Annotated in this window: 10 protein-coding genes; 1 reads left to right on the top strand and 9 read right to left on the bottom strand. The window is 75.3% G+C overall.

The annotated features are described in order from the left end of the window. Positions 1-5: 5 nt before the first annotated feature. The gene (locus tag AB0G16_RS08815) at positions 6-1,166 is read left to right on the top strand and encodes an acyl-CoA dehydrogenase family protein (RefSeq protein WP_362800899.1); all 1,161 of its coding nucleotides are present in this window, start codon (positions 6-8) and stop codon (positions 1,164-1,166) included. Positions 1,167-1,286: 120 nt separating this feature from the next. Here the strand turns inward: AB0G16_RS08815 and AB0G16_RS08810 are convergent, their stop codons facing one another. The 9 genes from AB0G16_RS08810 to AB0G16_RS08770 all read right to left on the bottom strand — a co-directional run. Beyond that, complete coding sequence (locus tag AB0G16_RS08810; RefSeq protein WP_362800897.1) at positions 1,287-1,988, bottom strand: 4'-phosphopantetheinyl transferase superfamily protein; 702 nt, start codon at positions 1,986-1,988, stop codon at positions 1,287-1,289. 29 nt (positions 1,989-2,017) lie between these two features. Further along, positions 2,018-2,812, bottom strand: coding sequence for a thioesterase domain-containing protein (locus AB0G16_RS08805; RefSeq protein WP_362800895.1), 795 nt, complete (start codon positions 2,810-2,812; stop codon positions 2,018-2,020). 10 nt (positions 2,813-2,822) lie between these two features. After that, positions 2,823-3,896: an HAD-IIIC family phosphatase gene (locus AB0G16_RS08800; protein WP_362800893.1), complete on the bottom strand. Its 1,074-nt coding sequence runs from the start codon at positions 3,894-3,896 to the stop codon at positions 2,823-2,825. After that, on the bottom strand, positions 3,893-5,098 hold the full coding sequence (locus AB0G16_RS08795) for an acyl-CoA dehydrogenase family protein (RefSeq protein WP_362800891.1): 1,206 nt from the start codon (positions 5,096-5,098) through the stop codon (positions 3,893-3,895). The genes AB0G16_RS08800 and AB0G16_RS08795 overlap by 4 nt, the downstream gene beginning before the upstream one ends. Beyond that, positions 5,095-5,349 carry a phosphopantetheine-binding protein gene (locus AB0G16_RS08790; RefSeq protein ID WP_362800889.1) on the bottom strand — a complete coding sequence of 85 codons (255 nt, stop codon included), beginning with the start codon at positions 5,347-5,349 and terminating at the stop codon, positions 5,095-5,097. Before AB0G16_RS08790 ends, AB0G16_RS08795 begins: the two co-directional genes overlap by 4 nt. 77 nt (positions 5,350-5,426) lie before the next feature. Beyond that, positions 5,427-6,278 carry an FAD-dependent oxidoreductase gene (locus tag AB0G16_RS08785; RefSeq protein ID WP_362800887.1) on the bottom strand — a complete coding sequence of 284 codons (852 nt, stop codon included), beginning with the start codon at positions 6,276-6,278 and terminating at the stop codon, positions 5,427-5,429. A 50-nt stretch (positions 6,279-6,328) separates the two neighbouring features. Then, entirely contained in the window at positions 6,329-16,054 is a 9,726-nt protein-coding gene (locus AB0G16_RS08780) for an SDR family oxidoreductase (RefSeq protein WP_362800884.1), read from the bottom strand. A gap of 8 nt (positions 16,055-16,062) precedes the next feature. Then, a complete protein-coding gene (locus AB0G16_RS08775) occupies positions 16,063-20,904 on the bottom strand; it encodes an SDR family NAD(P)-dependent oxidoreductase (protein ID WP_362800881.1) in 4,842 nt (1,613 codons plus the stop codon). Positions 20,905-20,911: 7 nt separating this feature from the next. Further along, positions 20,912-21,569: phosphopantetheine-binding protein (locus AB0G16_RS08770; protein WP_362800878.1), on the bottom strand; the 658-nt coding region annotated here is incomplete at its 5' end.

The raw sequence follows: 21,569 nt of genomic DNA, 5'->3' as shown, positions 1-21,569 counted from the left end.
CGGCGATGAAGCAGCCCGCGTACCTGCGGTCCGTGCAGGGGTTCGCCCGTCGCGAGCTGGCGGGCAAGGACGCCTACCTGGACTCGCTCGCCGACGCGCCGCTCCCCCTCTACGAGCGGTTCGCCGGCACGGGCCTGGCCAACTGGTGGCTGCCCAAGGAGATCGGCGGTCCGGGTCTCGGCCTGGAGGAGAGCGTGCGCATCGCCGCCGAGCTGGCCTACGCCGACGCCGGGGTGGCGTTCACCCTGTTCATCCCGGTGCTGACCACGAGCATGGTGACGTGGTACGGCAGCGAGGAGCTCAAGGAGCGCCACCTGGGCGACCTCGTGGCCGGCAACGGCTTCTGCGCCACGCTGGGCAGCGAGCACGAGGCCGGCAGCGAGCTGGCCAGGATCACGACGACCGCGCGCGCCGAGGGCGACACGATCGTCCTCGACGGGCGCAAGGCGTTCTCCACCAACACCGAATTCGCCCGGTTCCTCGTGGTGGTGGCGCGCGCCCAGGACGACCCTTCCGGGTACCTGGCCGTGCTGGTGCCGCGCGACACGCCGGGCGTCACCGTGGACAAGCGGTGGGACGTGATCGGGCTGCGCTCGTCGGCGACCTACCAGGTGTCGCTGTCGGGCGTGCGCGTCCCCGCGGGGAACGTGCTGCGCGGCAACGGGCTGCGCCTGCTGGAGGTGGGACTGAACGCCAGCCGCATCCTGATCGCCGCGACCGCGCTCGGCATCGCCCGCCGCGTGCGCGACGTGTGCATGGAGTACGGGGCGTCCAAGACGGTGAAGGGCGCCCCGCTGACCGGCAACGCGGTGTTCGCCGGCAGGCTGGGCCAGTTCGAGATGGAGATCGACGTCATGGCCGGCCAGTGCCTGGCCGCGGCGCGCGCCTACGACGCGATCGCGGCCCGGCCGGACGCGGGCGAGGAGTTCCTGCGCGTCGGCACGCTCAAGCAGGCGCTGACGGCCAAGATGTTCTGCGGCCAGACGGGGTGGCGGATCGCCTCGGCGGCCTCGGAGATGTTCGGCGGGCTCGGCTACACGCACGAGTCCGTGATCGGCAAGCTGCTGCGCGACATGCGCTACGTCTCGATCGTGGAGGGCGGTGACGACGTGCTGCGCGAGCTGGTGTTCAGCCGGTACGTGGTGCCGACCTCGAAGCGGTCGTGACGGGGTCCCCGTGACAGGAACGGCCGCCCCGGTGATCGTGACCGGGGCGGCCGTTCTTCCATGAGGGGTGTGGCCCGAGGATCGGTGACCGGGGCGCGTGAGAGGTGACCGGGGCGGTCGTCACCCCGGTGGCGTGACCAGGGCGGCGGTGTAGCCGGGGGCGACGTCCAGCCAGCGGACCCGGCACTCGGGGAAACGCGCGGAGCGCGACAGCACGGTGGCGTGCGTCGCGCTCCCTTCGCGTACCAGGACGTCGCCCATGCCGGCCAGGCCGGCGCCGGAGGCCTTGATGTAGGCCTCCTTGGCGGTCCACAGCCGGAAGAAGCCCTCGGGCCCGGCGGACGGCAGCCGGGCGACCTCCTCGGGCTGGTAGAAGCGCCGGGCCATCTCCAGGTGGTCGAAGCCGTCGCGGACCCGCTCGACGTCCACGCCCACGCGGGCGCCCGGCGGCGCGACCGCCACCAGGGCCCAGGCGTCGGAGTGCGAGAGGTTGAAGTCGGGCACCGGCCGCCCGTCCGGGGACAGCAGGCACGGGCGGCCCGAGTCGTCGCGGCCGAAGCCGAGCCGTCCGGGGGGCACGCCGCACGGCCCGGCCAGCACGGTGCGCAGGGCGGCGTGCGCCACCACGTACCGGCGCCGTTCGGCCGGGTCGGCGAGGGCCAGCGCCCGCTCGCGCTCGGCGCCGGACAGCAGGCGCCACCCGCGGGGGGCACCGGCCCCGTCCAGCCGCACCCGCCACACCCGCACGCCCCCGGGGCCCCTGGACGACCCGAGCCCTCCGGTGCCGGCGCCGCCCGCCGGGTACGGCGGGACGGGCGTCACCCGTCCCCCGTACAGCCTCCGGCGGCTCCTCACACCCACGGCGCGAGCGCCTGGGCGACCAGCCGGTGGGTCCGCTCGGCCTGCTCGAACACGGCGAAGTGGCCGCCGTCGAACGGGTGCAGCGCGAACACGGTCGCGGTCTGGTCGCGCCAGCGCGCCACCTTCGCAGGCGCGACGCGCGGGTCCGAGGCGCTCGGGAGCGCGGAGATCGGCACGTCCAGGGGCGCCTCCTGCCGGTAGCGGTAGGTCTCCTTGACGGTGAAGTCGGCCTGCACGGCGGGCAGGATCATCTGCAGCGCCTCCGGGTCGGCCAGCAGCCACTCGGGGGTGCCGCCGAGCCGCCGCAGCAGCGCGGCCACCTCCGCCCGCGTCATCCCCGACACCGGCGGTCCCGGCTCGTCGGTGACGTGCGGGGCGTCGGCGCCGGAGACGAACAGGTGCACCGGCTCCGGCCCGCCGCGCCTCCGGATCTCCCGGATCAGCTCGAACGCCACCAGGGCGCCCAGGCTGTGCCCGTACAGGGCGTAGCGGCGGCCGGCCGCGGACACCTCCACGTCGACGAGCACCACGTCGGCCAGGTCCGAGACCAGCTCGGACATGTGCAGGTAGGGCGGTTCCCTGTGCCGGCCCTCCCTGCCCGGCGGCTGCACCGGCTGGACGGCGACGCCCGGCAGCTTGCGCTGCCACATGCGGAACGCCGACGCGGCGCCACCGGCGTGCGGCAGGCAGTACAGCGGCAGCGCCCCCGGCTCGGCGCCGGTCAGCGTCCGGAACGGCAGCCAGCGGACGAGGACGTCGTCGTCGGTCAGGTCATGGACGGTCATGGTCGGTCCCTCATTCGGTGATCTCGAGCTTCACGTACGCCGGCGGCGGCTGCACGGCGCCCAGGTCGGCCTCCAGCACCACGTGGGCGCCGTCCCTGCTCACCTCCCTGAACCCGGCGAACGCGTAGGTGATCTGCATCATGCGGTTGCGGCCCGTCTCCACGAAGTCGGCCCGCACGACGGCGCCCGCCTCGCCGGCCAGCCGCATGATGTGGTTGAGCAGCACCATCCCCACGCCGCGCGACATGACCCGGCACGACATCAGCATCATGCGCAGCCGCCAGGCGTCCTCGCCCTTCTCCACCAGCGCCAGCCCGATCTTGCCGTAGCTGCCGAACACGTCGGTGAGGGAGGCGACGAGGAGAAGGTGGTCGGGCGACTCGCGCAGCGCGTCGAGCTCGTCGTAGGAGTACGTGCGGCCGGTGGAGTTGAGCTGGTTGGTGCGGACGGTGAGCTCCTCGGCCCGCTGCAGGTCCTCCCTGCGGGCGGGCGCGATGGTGAACGTCATGTCGAGGCCGGCCAGGAACTCCTCGTTGGTGCCGACGAACTCCTGCTCCAGCTCCTCCCTGGCGAGCTGCCCGCGGTACATGGCGCGCCGCTGCGCCGACTCGTCGGTGACGAACCGGGGGTGGAAGTCGGGCCGGGCGAGGGTCTCCTCCAGCTCCAGGACGTCGACGCAGGTCACCTCGGGGACCTGGTGGGCCACCTCGGCCCGCTCGAACTCCTGGTCGTCGACGAAGGCGAAGGCGTCCAGGCCGAGGTTGAGCGCCTTGGCGAGGTTCCTGATCGAGTCGGACTTGGCGTTCCAGCTGATCTGCGGGTGCAGGAACATCTCCTCCAGCCCGAACTCGCGCAGCTTCTCCATGGCCGCGTCGCGGTCGTTCTTGCTGGCGACGGAGTGCAGCACGCCCTTGCGGTCGAGCTCGTGGATCAGCTTGACGACGACGGGCCGCACGGTGACCTCGCCGTCCTCCAGCAGCGTCCCGTCCCACACGGTGTTGTCCAGGTCCCACACGATGCACTTGATGCGGCCCTGGACGGGCTTGGCCGGGAGGGCGCCGGCCCGCTCGGTGGTCACGGTCATCTGGTCGTCTCCCGTTCTGCCTGGCCCGCGATGGTGATCCGCTGGACCTCGTTGCTGCCTTCGATGATCTCCATGACCTTGGCGTCGCGGTAGAAGCGCGCCACCGGGGAGCCGGGGGCGCAGCCGTTCGCGCCGTGGATCTGGACGGCCTCGGAGGCGTGCCGGGCCGCCGCGGTGGAGGCGAAGTACTTGGCCACCCAGGTGGCCATGAGCGTGGCGGACTCGCCGGCGTCCTTGAGCCGCCCGGCCTGCTCGATCAGCAGCCGGGCCGCCCGCGCGTCGGTCACCATGTCGGAGAGCTTGGCCTGGATCAGCGGCAGCTCCGCCAGCGGCCTGCCGCCCACCTCCCGCTTGGCGGCGTAGGCGGAGGAGGCCTCCAGGCACGCCTGGACGATGCCCAGCGACCCGGCCGCCACGCTGTAGCGGCCGAGGTCGAGGGTGCCGGTCAGGACCATGCCGGCGGTGAAGCCGCTCGGCCCGAGCAGCGCGTCGGGACCGAGGACCACGTCGGTGAAGGAGATCTCCGCCAGCATGGAGGCGCGGGTGCCGAGCATGTCGTCGATCGGCCGTACCTCCACCCCGGGGGTGTCCCTGGGCACGAGGAACGCTCCGATGCTGGCGGCGGTGCGGGCGAAGACGAGGAACACGTCGGCCCGCTGGCCGCCGGTCGTCCACTTCTTCACCCCGTTGATCACCCAGCCGCCGCCCGCCTGGACGGCGGTGGTGGCGATGCCGGCGGCGTCGCTGCCGGCGCCGGGCTCCGACAGGCAGAACGCGCCGAGCGCGTCCCCCCGGCCGAGCGCCGGCGTCCACCGCTCGCGCTGCTCGGCGGTGCCCCAGCGCTGCACGGTCCACGACAGCATGGTGTGCACGGTGAGCAGGCTGCGCAGCGACGAGCAGCCCCGGCCCACCTCCTCGTGGACCTCGCCGAGGGTGACCATGTCCATGCCGGCGCCGCCGGACTCCGGCGGCAGGAACGGGGCCCACAGGCCGGCCTCGGCGACCCGGCGCAGCAGCTCCTCGGGGACGCGGCCGCTCCTGTCGTAGTCGTCCGCGTGCGGCACGACGTGGGTGTCGACGAACGCGCGGGCCGAGCTCCGGTCGACGACGGGGGCGACGGGCGCCGCGTCCAGGAGGGCCACGGGCGCGGTGCCCGCCACGGCGCCCGCCGCCGTGGCGGGCGCCGTGCTGGTGAGCGTCACGCGACGACCAGGTCGGGCGAGAGGCGCGCCACCAGCTTCGACATGGAGTCGGCGGTGCGGAAGTTGTCGATGCGCAGCTCCTCGTTGGGGATGGTGACCTCGAACGTCTTCTCGACGAACATCACCAGCTCCATGGCGAACAGCGAGTTGACGAAGCCGAGCGCGAAGATGTCCTGCGACTCGTCGATCTCCGCCTGCGGGTACCTGCCGCGGATGAACTCGAGGATCTGGCCCTTGACGGTGGTGGACATGCGGTGACTCCTTCGGTTCTGCGTTACGTGGGTTCCGGGGTGCCCGGGGTGCCCGGGGTGCTGAGGGATCCGGGGGTTCAGTTCTGCGCCTCGTAGGTGTAGAAGCCGCGGCCGGACTTGCGTCCGTGCAGCCCGGCGTCGGTCATCTGCTTCAGCAGCGGGCAGGGGCGGTACTTGCTGTCGGCGTAGTGCTCGTAGAGCACCTCGACGCTGTAGAGGATGGTGTCGACGCCGATGAGGTCGGCGGTCTCCAGCGGGCCCATCGGGTGGCCGAAGCAGCTTCGGAAGACCTCGTCCACCGACTCGGCGGTGGCCACGCCCTCGTGCACCAGGTAGGCGGCCTCGTTGACGGTGAGCATCAGCACCCGGTTGGAGACGAACCCGCACGCGTCCTTGACGTCGATGGCCTTCTTGCCCATGGCGGACAGCAGGTCGCGGGTGCGCTGGACGGTGTCGGGCGAGGTGTGGAAGCCGGGGATCAGCTCCACGGCGGGCTTGGCGGGCACCGGGTTCATGAAGTGGACGCCGATCACCTTGTCGGGCCGCCCGGTGACGGCCGCGACCTTGGTGATGGGGATGGCGGAGGTGTTGACGACGAAGACGGTGTCGGGACCGCACTCGGCGTCGAGCGTCTCGTACACCTCCCGCTTGACGTCCCAGTTCTCCGTCACGTTCTCGATGACGAGGTCGGCCTTGGCGGCGTTGGCGACGCCGACCGCGGTGGTGATCCTGGACAGCACCTCCCCGGGGTCCAGGGCGGGGCCGCCCATGAGGCGGCTCAGCCGGGTGTTGCGGCCGATCGTGTTCAGGGCCTCCTGCAGGACGCGCTCGTCCTTGTCGACCAGGACCACGTCGTGGCCCGTCTGGGCGAGGTTCTGCGCCACGCCGACGCCCATCACACCGGCGCCGATCACACCGATCACGCTCATGTGCGCTCCGTTCCGATCATCGTGGATTCCTTGAGGGGTGGTTGTGGTCGTCATCGGCCGCGCCTGCGGGCGGCCGAGGCTTCGAGGCCGGATCTGCGCAGTTGGGCGCGGACCTGGCTGCCCCCGGTGTCGGCGGCCTCGGGAGCCGTACCGGAGGCGAGGGCCTCGGCGGTACGGGCGAGCGCGGCCACGGTCGGGGACTCGTAGAGGATGTGCGGCGGCAGCTCGTCCAGCGTGAACGCGCGGCGCACCGCGGCGACGATGGAGACGCCGAGCAGGGAGTTGCCGCCCAGCTCGAAGAAGTTGTCGGACGCGCCGACGCGCTCCAGGCGCAGCGACTCCTGCCAGATCGCGGCGATGGCCTCCTCGGCGGGACCGGCCGGTTCCTGGTAGGGGGTGAGCAGTTCGGGGCGGGGGTGCCGCTCGCCGCCGCTCCCGCCCAACGCCGGCGAGGTGACCGCCTCCAGCGTGAACCGGGCGCTGCCGGCCACCAGCGTGGGGAAGTCCTGGGTGGAGACGACGACGCGCGGCTCCCCGGTGGCCAGGGCGCGCAGCAGGGCGCGCCAGCCGTCGGCGAAGTCGATGCCGATGCGGGCCCGGTTCTCGCGGAAGAAGTCGCGCAGCGCCTCCTCGTACCCTTCGAGGCCGGCCTCCCAGGCGTTCCACGTCCACTCGCCCCAGCCGACGGCGACCACCCGGCGGCCGGTGGCCGCGAGCTTGCAGGCGTAGGCGTCCAGGTAGGCGTTGGCGGCGCAGTAGTCGACCTGGCCGGGCCCGCCGCCGGTGGCGGAGGTGATGGAGGAGAACAGGACGAGGAAGTCCAGCTCGATCTCGTCGGGACGGCCGATGCGCAGCGCCTCGGCGACGGCGAGCGTGCCCTCGACCTTGGGGGCGAGCACCGCGTCGAGCTCCTCGGGGCGCTTGAACTGCATGAGCCCCATGGCGGGCACGCCGGCGGCGTGCAGGACGCCGTGCAGGGCGCCGAAGCGGTCCAGGGCCGTCTCCACGGCGCGGCGCACGTCCTCGGCCCGCGCCGCGTCGCCGGTGACGACCTCGACCTCGGCGCCGAGCTCGACCAGCGCGGCGACCTGGGCCACGCGCCGCCGGGTGTTCTCGGTGACCGCCTGCCGGCCGTCCAGGACGGCGGGCCATTCGGCGCGGGGCGGCAGGCCGTTCCTGGCGAGCAGCACGAGCCGGGCGCGCCGCTCGCGCGCCAGCTGCCCGGCCAGGCCGAGGGCGATGCCGCCGAGCCCGCCGGTGATCAGGTAGACGCCGCCGTCGCGCAGCGTCTCCGGGACGGCCGGTACGGGCATCCGGTCGTGGCCGGGCAGCCAGCGTCGGCCCCGGCGCAGCGCCACGGTGCGGTCGCCGTGCGGGCGGGCCAGCTCGGCGGCCAGCGCGTCCAGGTCGGCGGCGGCCGGACCGGCGGGCAGGTCGACCAGGCGGGTGGTCACGCCCGGGTACTCCAGCGGGATCACCAGGCAGGGGCCGGTCAGGGTGGCGCCCGAGGGGTCGGTCACCTCCTCGCCCAGCACCTGCTGGGTGCCGGAGACGGCCACGTCGAGGGACCATTCGCCGATGCCCGCCTCGCCGGCGGCGCGGGCGAGCGCGACGAGCGTGTGCAGGCCGCGGGCGACGGTGAGGTCGTGCGGCCCCGGCTCCAGCGTCCACAGGTGGACGACCCGCTCCAGGGGGCGCCCGGCGGCGCGCAGGTCGCGCAGCAGGGCGGAGGCGTCGGCGACGCTGCCGGGCCGGATCGTGTACCCGTCGGCGGTGGCGGCGTAGGCCTCGCCCGGCCGCACCAGGGTCACGGTCGCATCGGCGGCACCGGCGGCGGCGGTGACGGTCAGGCGCCGCGCGGCCTCGTCGGCGAGGCCGTCGCGGGTGAGGACCAGCCAGGAGCCGGGGCCGTGGAGGGCGGGCGCGGGGGCCGCGGTCTGCCGCCACACGGGCAGGTAGAGCCACTCGTCCTCGGGCAGCCTGGCCAGGCTCGCGACGGCCTCGAACAGGTCCTCGGGCTCGGCGGCGACCGTGGCGCGGCGGGCGGGCGGGTCGATCCAGTGGCGCTGCCGCTGGAAGGGGTAGGTGGGCAGCGGGACGCGTCCGGGCCGCCCGGCGACGGGACCTCCGGCGGGACCTTCGGCGGAATCGCCGGCGGCGTCTTCGGCGGCGTCTTCGGCGGGGTCTTCGGCGAGGGCCTCGGTGCGGCCGTGGTAGGCGTCCCAGTCGAGGGTGACGCCGGCCAGCCACAGCCGTGCCAGGCAGCCGGCCAGCGTCTCGTCGCCGGGCGTGGCGTCACCCGCGGCGGGCATGGTGTGCGTGATCAGCGGCCACCGCTCCGGCGGGCAGCCGCCGCCGCGCACCAGCGCGCCGAGCGACTGGCCGGGCCCGATCTCCACGACGGCCGACCCGGGGTCGGCCAGCAGCCGGTCGGCGCCGTCGGCGAACCGCACGGTCGCGCACATGTGCCGGGCCCAGTAGCCGGGGTCGCACACCAGCTCGGCGTCGGCGACGTCGCCGGTCACGTTCGAGACGTACGGGACGGCGGGCGGGTTGAGCGTGACGTTGGCCTTGATCCACTGGGTGAGGTCGTGGGCGGCGGGCTCCAGCATGCGGGAGTGGAAGGCGTGGCTGGTCTCCAGGGGGCGGCAGGGGATCCCGTCCTCGCGCAGCTCGGCCGCCAGGGCGGCGACGGGCCCGGCGGGGCCGGCGACGACGGTGACCTGGGGGCCGTTGACCGCGGCGACGTCGAGCCCGCGCTCCTCCAGCCGGAACCGGCGGCCCAGCGTGGCGGCCGGCATCGAGACGGCGAGCATGGACCCGGCGGGCAGGGCGGCGATGAGCCGCGCCCGGTACGCGACCAGGGCGACGGCGTCCCCGAGGGAGAGCACGCCCGCCAGGCAGGCCGCGACGTACTCGCCGAGGCTGTAGCCGAGCATGATCTCCGGCTGCAGGCCCCACGCCATGAGGGTGCGCGCCAGCGCGTACTCCACGGCGAACAGCGCGGGCTGCGCGATCTCGGTCCGCGCCAGCGCCGCGGCCCGCTCGTCGCGGGTACCGTTCGCTGAAGCGTTCGAGCCGTTCGCGGAACCGTTGCGGGAGCCGTTCACGGAACCGTTCGAGCCGTTCGCGGAGCCGTCGCGTCCCAGCAGGGCCGCCAGGCCGGGGCCCGCGGCGCGGGCGCCGGTCAGCAGGTCGGCGACGTCCACCCGGGCACCGGCGGCACCGGCGGCACCGGCGCCCGCGCCGGTCCCGTCACCGTCGAGACCGTCCAGGGTCTCGTTCAGCAGGCGCAGGCACTCGTCGAGGGCCTGGCGGAAGGCGGGCTCGTGCCGGTGCAGGTCACCGGCGAGCCCGGGGTACTGCTCGCCGACCCCGGCGAGCAGGAAGGCGACCTTGCGGTCCTGGGCGGTCTCCACCCGGCCGAGCAGGCCCGTGCCGCCCTCCAGCGCGGCGGCGGCGGTGCCGGTGTCGGCGGCGACCAGCGCGCGCCGGTGCTCGAACGTCTTCCGCCCGGCCTGCAGGGTGTAGGCCACGTCCGCGAGCCGCGTGCCCGGTTCGGCGGCCAGGTGGCGGCCGAGGCGGCGGCAGGACTCGTCCGCGGCGGCGGCGGCGCGGGCCGAGACCGGCAGCACCTGGTAGCGGCGGGCGGACGGCGGCGCGTCGGGGCGGGAGGGCGGCTCCTCGATCACCATGTGCACGTTGGTGCCCCCCATGCCGAGCGAGTTGAGTCCGGCGATGCGCGGCCGGCCGTCGCGGGTCCGCCACGGCGACAGCTCGGTGTTGACGTAGAAGGGCCCGGTCTCGAAGTCGATCTCCGGGTTGGGGCTGGTGTAGTGCAGGCTGGCCGGGATCACACCGTCGCGCAGCGAGAAGGCGGTCTTGATCAGGCCGCTCGCCCCGGCCGCGCGGTCGAGGTGGCCGACGTTGGTCTTGACCGAGCCGATCGCGCAGTACCGGTTGTCGCGGGTGGGCCCGAAGGCGCGGGCGAGCGCCGCCACCTCGATCGGGTCGCCCAGCTCGGTGGCGGTGCCGTGCGCCTCGACGTAGCTGATGTCCTCGCCGGTGACGCCGGCGTCGGCCATCGCGTCGGAGATCACGCGGGACTGGCCCACGACGCTCGGCGCGGTGTAGCCGACCTTGAGAGCACCGTCGTTGTTCATGGCCGAACCGCGGATCACCGCCCAGATGTGGTCGCCGTCGCGTACCGCGTCGGGCAGCCGCTTGAGCAGGACGGCGGCGGCGCCGTCGCCGAACATGCTGCCCTTGGCCAGGGCGTCGAAGGTGCGCACGTGCCCGTCGGGCGACTCCTGCCCGCCCGGCCCGTACAGGTGTCCCACCCGGTCGGGCACGCGGATGGAGACGCCGCCGGCCAGGGCGAGCTCGCACTCGCCGTTGCGCAGGCTCTGCACCGCCAGGTGGGCGGCGACCAGCGAGGTGGAGCAGAACGTCTGCACCGCGACGCTGGGCCCGTGCAGGTCGAGCAGGTAGGAGACGGTGGTGGGCAGGGCGTCCTTGTCGTTGCCCATGATCACTTCGAAGTCGCTGAAGTCCTTCTGTCCGCCGCCGAGCAGGTGGTCGGTCATCCTGAGCAGGTAGGTGCTGATGTTGGCGCCGCCGAACACGCCGACCCGGCCCCGGTTCCCGGGCGCGGCGTAACCGGCCTGCTCCAGGGCCTCCCAGCAGACCTCCAGGAAGGCCCGCTGCTGCGGGTCGGTGATCGCGGCCATGCGCGGGCTCATGCCGAAGAACGACGCGTCGAAGCCGCCGACGTCGTCGAGCACCGGCCTGGCGGGCACGTAGGCGGGGTCGCGTACCTGCTCGGGGTCGGCCCCGGCGGCGATCAGCTCCTCCTCGGAGAAGAAGGTGATCGACTCGACGCCGTCGCGGAGGTTGCGCCAGAACGCGGACACGTCGGGCGCGCCGGGGAAACGGCCGGCCATGCCGACGATCGCGATCCGCCGGTCGTCGTCCGCCCGCTCGGTGACGCGTACGGGCGCCCGGTGGACGGGACGCGGGGCGGGGGCGTGCCGCGGAAGGGCGTCCGGGGCGGTGGCGGCGCGCCGCTCGTCGAGGACGGCCGCCAGCGTCTGCACGGTCGGCGCCTCGAACAGGGTCACGGTCGGCACCGCGACGCCGTGCCGCTTCCTCACCAGCGCCAGCATCTGCAGCGCCACCAGGGAGTTGCCGCCCAGGTCGAAGAAGTTGTCGCGGGTGCCGACGGGCTCGACGCCGAGCACCTCCGACCAGAGCTCGGCGAGGTCGCGCTCGGACCGCGAGAGCGGCGCCGCGTAGGGCTGCGGCAGCTCGGGCCGGGGGAACCGGTCGGCGCCGCCTGCGGCCCCGGCGCCGGGGCCGGATCCCGTGCCCGGCGACGCGGGCACCGCCGTGGGGAGCCGGTCGTCCAGGCCGCCCGCGGCCACGACGACGTGCGGGTCGCCTCCGGTCCGCAGCCGGTCGAAGGCGGCCAGGGCCTCGCCGGCGGACATGGAGTGGGCGGCCATGGCCGCGCCCAGCCCGCCCTCGATGCGCTCCAGCGTCACCGACCAGGTGTCCCAGCTCGCGGCCGTCCACCGGACGGGCCCGCCGTGGTGGCGGTGGGCGACGGCGGTCAGCGCGGCGTTGGCGGCGGCGTAGCTGCCGAACGTGATGCCGCCGAGCAGCGCGGAGGTGGAGGAGAACAGCACGCAGAAGTCCGGCGCGAGGCCCGTCCCGGCCAGGGCCCGCTCCAGCGCCAGGGCGCCGGTGACCTTGGCGTCGAAGTGCCGGGCGACGCTGTCGTCGTCGAGGTCGCGCAGCGGGCCGAAGGTGTCGGGGGTGGTCACGGCGGCGGCGTGCACGACGCCGTCCAGGCGGCTCTCCCCGGCGAGCAGCGCGCGCAGGGCGGCCACGTCGGTGACGTCCACCCGGGGGGTGCTCACCTCGACGCCCCGCTCGCGCAGCGCGTCCACGGCCGCGCGGCGCGGGTGCGCCTCGCCGTCGGCGGAGTCGGGCACGCCGCCCCGGCTCAGCAGGATCAGTCTTCCGGCGCCGCCGTCGGCCAGGTGCGCGGCCAGCAGCAGGCCGACGTCCCCGAGTCCGCCGGTGACGAGGTAGGTCCCGCCCTGCCGGATCGGCGCCCCGTCCCCGGTCCCCCCGCCGGGCTCGGCCCCGGACGCGGTCCCCGGCTCGGGCGTGGCTCCGGTCCCGGTCCCGGTGTCGGTCCCGGTGTCGGTCCCGGTGTCGGCGGGGGTGTAGGTGCGGGTCAGGCGGGCGCCGTTCCGGTAGGCGACGAAGACGTCACCGGACGGGTGGCGTACCTCCGTGGCGAGCGCGCGGGCCACGTCGGCGGCGTCGGCGGCGTCGGCGGCGTCGGTGCCGGCCGCCACGTCGACGGTGGCGCAGTCGAGGTTCAGGTACTCCTGGTTGGCGACCATGGGGAGCGTCGCGGCGGCGGCCTGGCCGGGGTCGGGGCGCTCGTCGCCGGTCACGGCCTGGCCTCCCCGGGTGACGAGGATGACGCGGACGGAGTCGGCGGCCTCCTCGCCCCAGGCGGCGAGCAGCCGCGCCACGGCGGGCAGCGTGTCCCTGCCGTCGCCGTCGCCGCCGTCGCCGGGACGGTCGAGGAGGCGCAGGTCGACCACGGTGACGCCGTCGGGGGTGCTGAGCCGGCCCGCCAGGGCGGCGTGGTCGGCGGGCGAGGCGGGGTCGACGGTGAAGCCGTCCGGCGTCTCGGCGAAGGCGTCCCCGGCGGTGACGACGACCACCTCGGTGCCCTCGGCGCGCAGCGTGCGGGCCAGCGCCTCGCCGGCTCCGGCGGCGTCGGGCAGGATGACGCAGCGCGCGGCCCGCTCCCCCGCCGCGCCGGTCCCGCCGAGCGTGCCGGGGATCCAGCGGGGGGTCATCAGCGTCACGTGCGCCGCCCGTGAGGCGTCGCCGGCCGCCCCGCCGGCGGAGGGCGTGCCGTCGAGGGACACGCCGTCCGGGAGCGTCCCGCCGGGGGACGTGCCGTTCCCCCGCCCGTTCGGGGAGGAGGCGGGCCCACCGGGAAGGGAGGTCGTGCCGGGCGCGGGAGGGTTCACCCAGAAGCGCTCGCGCTGGAAGGGGTACGTCGGGAGGCCGACCTTGGCGACGGGACGGTCCTGACGGTAGCCGGCCCAGTCGACCGGGACGCCCGCCAGCCAGAGCCGTCCGGCCGCCTCGGCGAGCACGGCCTGCGCCGGGACGGGGTCGCTCGCGCCGGGCAGGAGCGGAACGATGAGCGGCCAGCGCTCCGGCGGGCAGTCGGCGTGGCCGCGCGCCATCGCGCCCAGCGACCGGCCGGGGCCGATCTCCAGGAGCGCGGGCTCGCCCTCCTGCCGCAGGAGGGTACCCAGCACGTCGTGGAAGCGGACGGGCGCGCACATGTGCTCGGCCCAGTAGGCGGGGTCGGTGACCTGCGCGGCGGTGGCCTGCTCGCCCGTGACGTTGGACACGTACGGGACGCCCGGCGCGTGCAGTTCCACGTTGGCGGCGATCCAGGAGGTGAGCCGCTCGCGGATCGGCTCCATCATGGCGGAGTGGAAGGCGTGGGTGGTGGCCAGCGGCCGGCACGGCACCGCGTCGGCCCCCAGGAGCGTCCTGACGGCGGCGATGCCCTCCGGCTCGCCGGACAGCACGGTGAGCTCGGGGCCGCTGATCGCGCCGACGCCGACGCCGGCGATGCCGGCCCGCGCGATGCGCTCCAGCACGTCCTCGGCGGCCAGCGGCACCGCGGCCATGGCGCCGGCGGGCAGCTCGTCGATGAGGCGGGCGCGGTGGGCGACGAGGGCGAGCGCCGACTCCAGGGAGAGCACGCCCGCCAGGCAGGCGGCCACGTACTCGCCGAGGCTGTACCCGGCCAGCATCGCCGGCTGGATCCCCCACGACCGGACGAGCATGGCGAGCGCGTACTCGACCGCGAACAGGGCCGGTTGCAGGAGGGCGGTCGGGGTCGCGGCGGCGGGCTCGGGGGCGCGGCCGAGCAGCGCGCCGAGCGTGCCGTCGGCACCGCCGGCCGGGGGCGTGCGGGGGGCGAGCATCTCGGTGAGCGGGTCGGTGCCGCCCATGAGGCGGCGCAGCCGGGCGCGGCAGTCGTCGAGCACCTCGCGGAAGACCGGCTCGCTCCCGTACAGCTCGGCGGCCATGCCGGGGTACTGCTCGCCGGTGCCCGCGATGAGGAAGGCGACGGGCCGGTCGGCGCGGCTCTCGGCGCGGCCGAGCACGCTCCCGGAGGCCAGTGCTCCGGCGGCCTCGGCGGCGGAGGAGGCGACCAGCAGCCTGCGGTGGCCGAACCGCTGCCGCCCGGCCTGGAGGGTGTGGGCCACGTCGGCGAGGCGGTGCTCGCCGCCGTCGCCGGCGAGGTGATCGGCGAGGCGGGCGGTCATCTCGTCGGCCGCCGCGGCCGTGCGCGCCGACCAGATCAGCGGTTCGGGGCGCGGTGTCTCCTCGGTCCTGGGGACCAGCGGCGCCTCCTCCAGCACCACGTGGGCGTTGGTGCCGCCGATGCCGAACGCGCTCACCCCGGCCCGGCGGATGCGGCCGGCCTCGCGCGGCCAGCTCCGCAGCCGGGTGACCACGTCGAGGCGGGCCTCGCCGGCGTCGAGCTGCGGGTTGGGCTCCGACAGGTTGAGGGTGGGCGGGATCTCGTCGTGGCGCAGGGAGAGCGCGGCCTTGATCAGGTTGGTGACGCCGGCGGCACGGTCCAGGTGGCCGAGGTTGGGCTTGACGGAGCCGATCAGCAGCGACTGCCCGCCGTAGACCTGCTGGAGCGCGGCCAGCTCGGCGGCGTCGCCGAGCGCGGTGCCGGTGCCGTGCGCCTCGACGTAGTCGATGTCGGCCGGTGAGAGGTCGGCGCTGGCCAGCGCCTCGGCCATGACGGCGGCCTGGCCCTGTACGCCGGGCGCGGTGAAGCCCACCTTGCGCCCGCCGTCGTTGTTGACCGCCCAGCCGCGGATGACGGCGTAGATCTGGTCGCCGTCGGCGAGGGCGTCCTCCAGCCGCCGCAGGGCGACGACGCCGACGCCGCTGCCGAGCGGGCTGCCCAGGCCTCGCGCGTCGAAGGCGCGGCACAGTCCGTCGGGCGGCGCGATGCCGCCCTGCTGGTACAGGTAGCCGACCCGCTGCGGCACGTTGACCGCGACGCCGCCGGCCAGGGCCAGGTCGCACTCGTAGCCGGCCAGGCTGGAGGCGCCGGCGCACACCGCGACGAGCGAGGTGGAGCAGTAGCTCTGCACGCCGTAGCTGGGGCCCGACAGGCCGATCGTGTGCGCCACCCGGGTGGTGAGGGAGTCCTTGTCGTTGGCCAGGCCGACGGCGAGGTCACCCATGATCGCGCTGATGCCGCTGGGCAGCAGGTTGTTCTGCATGTAGGAGCTGTGGGCGCAGCCGCCGAACACGCCGATGGAGCCGTCGAACCGCTTGGGGTCGCAGCCGGCGTCCTCCAGCGCCGCCCAGCTGTGCTCCAGGAACAGCCGGTGCTGCGGGTCGAGGATCTGGGCCTCCTTCGGGCCGAACCCGAAGAAGGCCGCGTCGAACTCCTCGACGCCGTCGATGACCGGCGCGGCCTTGACGTACGCGGGGTCGTCGAGAAGGTCGTCGGGGACGCCCGCGGCGCGCAGCTCGTCGTCGGTGAAGCGGGTGATCCCGGAGGCTCCGCCGCGGATCGCGGACCAGAGCTCGGCGACGCCGGACGCCCCCGGGAAGCGGCCGGACATGCCGACGATCGCTATGTCGGTGCCCGGGCCCTCGATGTCGTCCATCACGTCTACCGTCCTCATGTCCGGTCTCACTTGCGGTTGCTGGAACGGGCCCGGCGGCGCCGTTGCCCCCGTGCGGAACTGCCGGCGAGCGCCTCCTGGGCGCCGGGGTCGTCGTCGCCGTCCAGGGCGGCGGCGAACTCGGCGACGGTGGGGTGCTCGAACAGCACGGCGGGCGCGACGGGGCGGCCGAGGTCCTTCTCGATGGCGAGCACCATGGCCATGCCGGTCAGGGAGTTGCCTCCCAGGTCGAAGAACGGGTCGTGCACGCCGACCCGGTCGATGCCGAGGTAGGCGCCCCACAGGTCGGCCATCCGGGTCTCGGCCTCGGTCCTGGGGGCGGCGTAGTCGGTGCGCAGGCGCGGCCTGGGGAAGCGCTCGCCCTGCGGCGCGGCCGTGGCCGACTCCAGGAGGCCGCCCAGGTCGAGCATGTTCGTCCAGGCGTCGAGCACCTCGCGGAGCGGCTGCCTGACGGCCATGACGCAGCCGTGACCTCCGGCGACGATCCGGTCCAGCAGGGCGCATCCGGCGTCGTCGGCGAAGCCGAAGCGGTCGCGGTAGGCGGCGACCTTGTCGGCGAGGCCGCCGGCGGTCCTGAGCCGTTCCGACTGCCAGACGTCGTGCCGCCAGGGTCCCCAGGCGACGGTGACGACCCGGGTGGAGGGCGCGGTGCCGGCCAGGGCCTGGCCGTAGGCGTCGAGCAGGGTGTTGGCGGCGCAGTAGTCACCCTCGCCGATGCCGCCGAACGCGGTGACGGCCGAGGAGTACAGGACGAGCAGTTCGGGCCGCTCGCTCTCGGGGGTGGCGGGGCCGACGAGTTCGGCGAGCGGGCCCATGGCGTGCACCTTGGGGGCGAGCACCCGGGCGGTCTCGGCGGGAGTGCGGCGCAGCAGCAGCCCGCCGGCGGGCAGTCCGGCCGCGTGGATCACGCCGTGCAGCCGGCCGAAGTGCTCCCGTGCCCGCCCGAGGGCGGCGCGCAGTTGCGCGGGCTCCCCGGCGTCGGCGGTCAGCAGCAGCACCTCGGCGCCCGCGGCCTTCAGCCGCGCGACCCCCTCGTCGCCTTCGGCCGGGGCGGTACGGGCCAGGAGGGCGAGGCGGCGGACGCCCGAGCGGACGAGGTGCCCGGCCAGGGCCAGGCCGAGGCCGCGGGTGCCGCCGGTGATGAGGTAGGCGCCGTCGGGGCGCCAGACGGGCCGGTCCTGCCCGGCGTGCTCCGTTCCCGTGTCCGGGTCCGTGGTGGGGACCGGGCTCCAGCCGCGCACCCAGCGGCGGCCGCGCCGCCAGCCGGTGAGCGGGTCGGGTGACTCGGGGGTGTCGCCCGCGCCGGGTTCGACGAGCAGTTCGGTGAGGAGCTGCCGGGCGGCGCCGTCGAGCGGGTCGCCCGGGTCGCCCGGGTCGAGGTCGGCGCCGGACCAGGTCAGGCCGGGGTACTCGTGCCGGGCCGCCCGGCCCAGCCCGTGGGCCAGGGCCTGGTGGGGCGCGACGGCGTCGCCGCCGAGGATGTCGGCGGCGCCCCGCGTCACGGTGAGCAGCCGGGCGGGCCGCTCCCCCAGCGCCTGGAGGGCGAGCATGAGGCTGTCGAAGCCGTGCTCGACGGCGGCGCGCAGGTCGTCGTCGCCGGGCGGTCCCGCCTCGGTCGTGCCGGGGACGGCCAGGCTCCACAGGTGGGCCACGTGCACGGGCCCGTCACCGAGCCCGGCGAACACCTCGGCGTACTGCCCGGGGTCGGCCGGGTCGATGGTGACGCGGCGGCCGTCGCGGCGCGGCCCGGGGCCGGGCACGACCTCGACGACGGGGGTGCCGGAGGCGGCGGCCAGGTCGGCGAGCGCCGTACCGGTGCCGCCGGGGTCGGTGAAGACGACGAGCGGGCCGGGCAGCGGGCGGGCGGCGGGCGGGGTGGCGCGGGCGGCCGGGTCGCGCCGCCAGGTGGGGGTGAAGAGGTGGTCGGCGGGTTCCGCCGTCCCGGCCCGGGGCGTCTCCGGCAGGCTCCGGGTCGGCTCGGGCCAGAAGCGGACGCGCTGGAAGGGGTAGGTGGGCAGGTCGAGGACGCGGCCGCCGCCCGGCCTGGCGAGGTCCCAGGTGACGCCGGCGCCGAGTTCCCACAGCGTGGCGCAGGTGGCGAGGAGGTCGCCGTGGGCGTCGGAGTCCCCGGTCGCGTTCCAGTGCGGGGCGAGCGTGCCCAGGACGGCGGCTCCGCCGTCGCCGCCTCCGGCGTTTCCGGTGAGGTTCTGGCGGACCAGCCCGCCGAGCGTCTGGCCGGGGCCGAGCTCGACGAACGCGGACACCTCCTGCTCCAGGCAGTGCCGCACGCCGTCGGCGAAGCGGACGGTGCCGACGAGCTGGTCGGCCCAGTAGGAGGTGCTGGTGGCCTGCTCGGCGGTGAGGCGCCCGCCGGTGAGGTTGGACACGATGGCGACGGCCGGGGGCCGCCGGGTCACGCCCTCCAGCACGGCGGCGAGCTTCTCCCGGGCGGGCTGCAGCAGCGAGGAGTGGAAGGCGTGGGCGGAGCGCAGGGGGCGGCAGGCCAGGCCGTCCGCCGCGAGCGCGGCGGTCGCGGCGTCGATCTCGGCGGGCAGGCCGCTGAGCACGGTCATCGCGGGCCCGTTGCGGGCGGCGACGTCCACGTCGGTCCCGCTTCCGGCGAGGACGGCGCGGACGCGGCCCTCCGGGGCGGCGACCGCGACCATGCGCCCGGCGGGCGCGGCGCTGATCAGGTGGGCCCGCTCGACGACCACGTGCAGGGCGTCCTCCAGGGTGAACACCCCGGCCAGGCAGGCGGCGACGTACTCGCCGAGGCTGTAGCCGACGAGCAGGTCGGGGGTGACGCCCCAGTGGGCGAGGAGGCGGGCGAGGGCGTACTCGACGGTGAACAGGAAGGGGTGGGCGATCGCGGCCTGGTCGAGCGGGTCGTGGGTGCCGGGGGCGGCGGGGGACTCCTCGGGGGCGCGGCCGAGGAGGGCGGCCAGGTCGGCGGCGGGCCGGGCGGCGGGGGTGCCGTCGCCGGGGAAGAACAGGGGGCGCAGGTCCACGCCGGAGCGCCGCCGGACGAGCTCGACGCACCGGTCGACGGCCTCGGCGTAGACGGGTTCGGCGGCGTACAGCTCCCTGCCGAGGCCGGCGTACTGGTCGCCGACGCCGGGCAGCAGGAACGCGACGCGGGGGCGGCGCCTGACGCGCCGGCCGTCCGCGCCGTCCTCGGCGGCGGAGCTCAGGCGCCGCACGGCCTCCTCGGTGTCGGCGCAGACGACGGCGTGGCGGTGGTCGAGCTCGGCGCGGCCGGCCCGGAGCGTGTGGGCGACGTCGGCGAGGTCGGCGCCGGGCCGCTCCCGGAGCCAGCCGGCGAGCCGGCCCGCCTGCTCGCGCAGCGCCGCCTCGCCGCCCGCCGACAGCGGCAGCACGTACGGCGCCGCCGGGATCCCGCCTGCCGGGCGGGCCGGGCTCGCGGGGCTCTCCTGAGCGGGGGGCGCCTGCACGACGAGGTGGGCGTTGGTGCCCGACAGCCCGAAGGAGCTGACGCCGGCGAGCCTGGGGGTGTCGCGGCGGGGCAGGGGCAGCGGATCGGTGACGGGCCGCACGGTGCCGTCGCCGGGGATGGCGGCGGCCGGCGTGGTGAGGTTGAGGTTGGGCGGGATGAGCTCGTTCTCCAGGATGAGCACCGTCTTGATCAACCCGGCGACCCCGGCGGCGGCCTGGGTGTGGCCGATGTTGGTCTTGACGGCCCCGACCCGGAGCGGGCGGTCCGCGGGGCGTCCGCCGAAGACGTCGTGCAGCGCGGACAGCTCGATGGCGTCGCCGAGGTGGGTGCCGGAGCCGTGCGCCTCGACGTAGTCGATCTCGTCGGGCGTGACGCGGGCGGCGGCGAGCGCGCGGGTGATCACGTCGGTCTGGGCCTTGCGGCTGGGGGCGGTGAGCCCGTTGCTGCGGCCGTCCTGGTTGACGGCCGAGCCGCGCAGCACGGCGCGGATGCGGCGGCCGTTGGCCAGGGCCTTCGACAGCGGTTCGAGCACGACGAGGCCGCCGCCCTCGCCCATGACGTAGCCGTCGGCGTTCTCGTCGAAGGTCTTGCACCGGCCGTCGGAGCACATCATGAGCCCGGCGCACGCCTGGATGTAGAGCGTGGGGTGCAGCGACAGGGACGCCCCGGCCGCCAGCGCGAGGTCGCACTCCCCCCTGCGCAGGCTCTCGGCGGCCAGGTGGACGGCGATGAGCGAGGAGGAGCAGGCGGTGTCGACGGTGAGGGTGGGTCCGATCAGGTCGAGCTGGTAGGCGATGCGCCCGGCGGCGACGCTGGCGATGGCGCCCTGGCCGAGGTAGGGGTCGGACAGGGCGTCGCGGCCCTGCCACTCCATCTGGAGCCTGCCGTACTGCAGGGTGTCCATGTAGCCGACCATGACGCCGGTGCGGCTGCCGCGGAGGCGCGACGGTGACAGTCCGGCGCTCTCCAGGCCCTCCCAGGCGAGTTCCAGGAGCATGCGCTGCTGGGGGTCCATGCGCAGGGCCTCGCGGGGGGAGAGGCCGAAGAACTCGGCGTCCCAGCCGGCGACGTCCTCCAGGAAGGTGCCGTAGCGGGTGTAGATGCCGCCGGGCACGCCCGGGTCGGGGTCGTAGTAGTCGTCGATGTCCCACCGGGTGGCCGGCACCTCGCGGACCGCGTTCCGGCCTTCCTTGAGCAGGTCCCAGAAGCCCTCGGGGGTGTCCGCGCCGCCGGGGTAGCGGCAGGCCATGCCGATGACGGCGATGGGCTCGTCGCGTCGCTCCTCCACCTCGGCGAGGTGGCGGCGGGTCTGGGCCAGTTCGACGGTCACACGCTTGAGGTAGGCGCGCAGCTTGTCCTCGGTCCCCATCGGCGGAGCCTTTCCTGTCGCGGTCATGTCGTCGTCACAGTTCGTTGTCGATGAGGGCGAAGATCTCCTCGTCGGAGGCTGAGTCGATCTTGTCCATCACCCCGCCGCCGTCCGCGGGGGCGGCGCCGAGCCTGGTGAGGGCGCCCTGCAGGATCGGCACCAGCCGGGCGCGGACGGCGTCCCCCTCGCCGTTGGCGTTCAGGAGCAGGTCGTCGATCTGTTCCAGCGCCCCGCGCAGCGTGTCCTCGGCCGAGGGTGGCGCGGGGGTGAGGACTCCGGCCAGGTAGGAGGCCAGGGCGTTGACGGTGGGGTGGTCGAAGACCAGGGTGGGCGGCAGGCGCAGTCCGCTGTCGGTGTTGAGCCGGTTGCGCAGTTCGACGGCGGTGAGGGAGTCGAAGCCGAGCTGGTTGAAGGGGCGGTCGAGTTCGACGCTGTCGGGGCTGCCGTGCGCGAGGACGGAGGCGACCTGGGCGCGGACGGTGTCGACGAGGAGGCGGTGCGCGTCCTGCCGGGGCAACGTGGCCAGGCGTCCGGCGAGCGCGCCGGGTCCGGCCGTCGCGACGGTGCCGTTGGCGGTTCCGGCGGTGCGGCGGGGGGTGCGGACCAGTCCGCGCAGCATCGGCGGCAGTTCGCCGGCCTCGGCGCGGGCCCGCAGCCCGGCCGCGTCCCACCGGGCCGCCACCACCAGCGGG

The organism is Streptosporangium sp. NPDC023615, from assembly GCF_040640155.1.
GTDB lineage: Bacteria > Actinomycetota > Actinomycetes > Streptosporangiales > Streptosporangiaceae > Streptosporangium.
The sequence above is the reverse complement of the archived record's forward strand: the minus strand, read 5'-3'. Positions and strand labels throughout refer to the sequence as shown.

Excerpts from the sequence above, each read along its gene's own strand:
- AB0G16_RS08780 (WP_362800884.1), bottom strand. The coding sequence starts at position 16,054 with ATGAGGACGGTAGACGTGATGGACGACATCGAGGGCCCGGGCACCGAC.
- AB0G16_RS08815 (WP_362800899.1), top strand. The coding sequence starts at position 6 with ATGAAGCAGCCCGCGTACCTGCGGTCCGTGCAGGGGTTCGCCCGTCGC.
- AB0G16_RS08800 (WP_362800893.1), bottom strand. The coding sequence starts at position 3,896 with ATGACCGTGACCACCGAGCGGGCCGGCGCCCTCCCGGCCAAGCCCGTC.
- AB0G16_RS08775 (WP_362800881.1), bottom strand. The coding sequence starts at position 20,904 with ATGACCGCGACAGGAAAGGCTCCGCCGATGGGGACCGAGGACAAGCTG.
- AB0G16_RS08790 (WP_362800889.1), bottom strand. The coding sequence starts at position 5,349 with ATGTCCACCACCGTCAAGGGCCAGATCCTCGAGTTCATCCGCGGCAGG.
- AB0G16_RS08805 (WP_362800895.1), bottom strand. The coding sequence starts at position 2,812 with ATGACCGTCCATGACCTGACCGACGACGACGTCCTCGTCCGCTGGCTG.
- AB0G16_RS08785 (WP_362800887.1), bottom strand. The coding sequence starts at position 6,278 with ATGAGCGTGATCGGTGTGATCGGCGCCGGTGTGATGGGCGTCGGCGTG.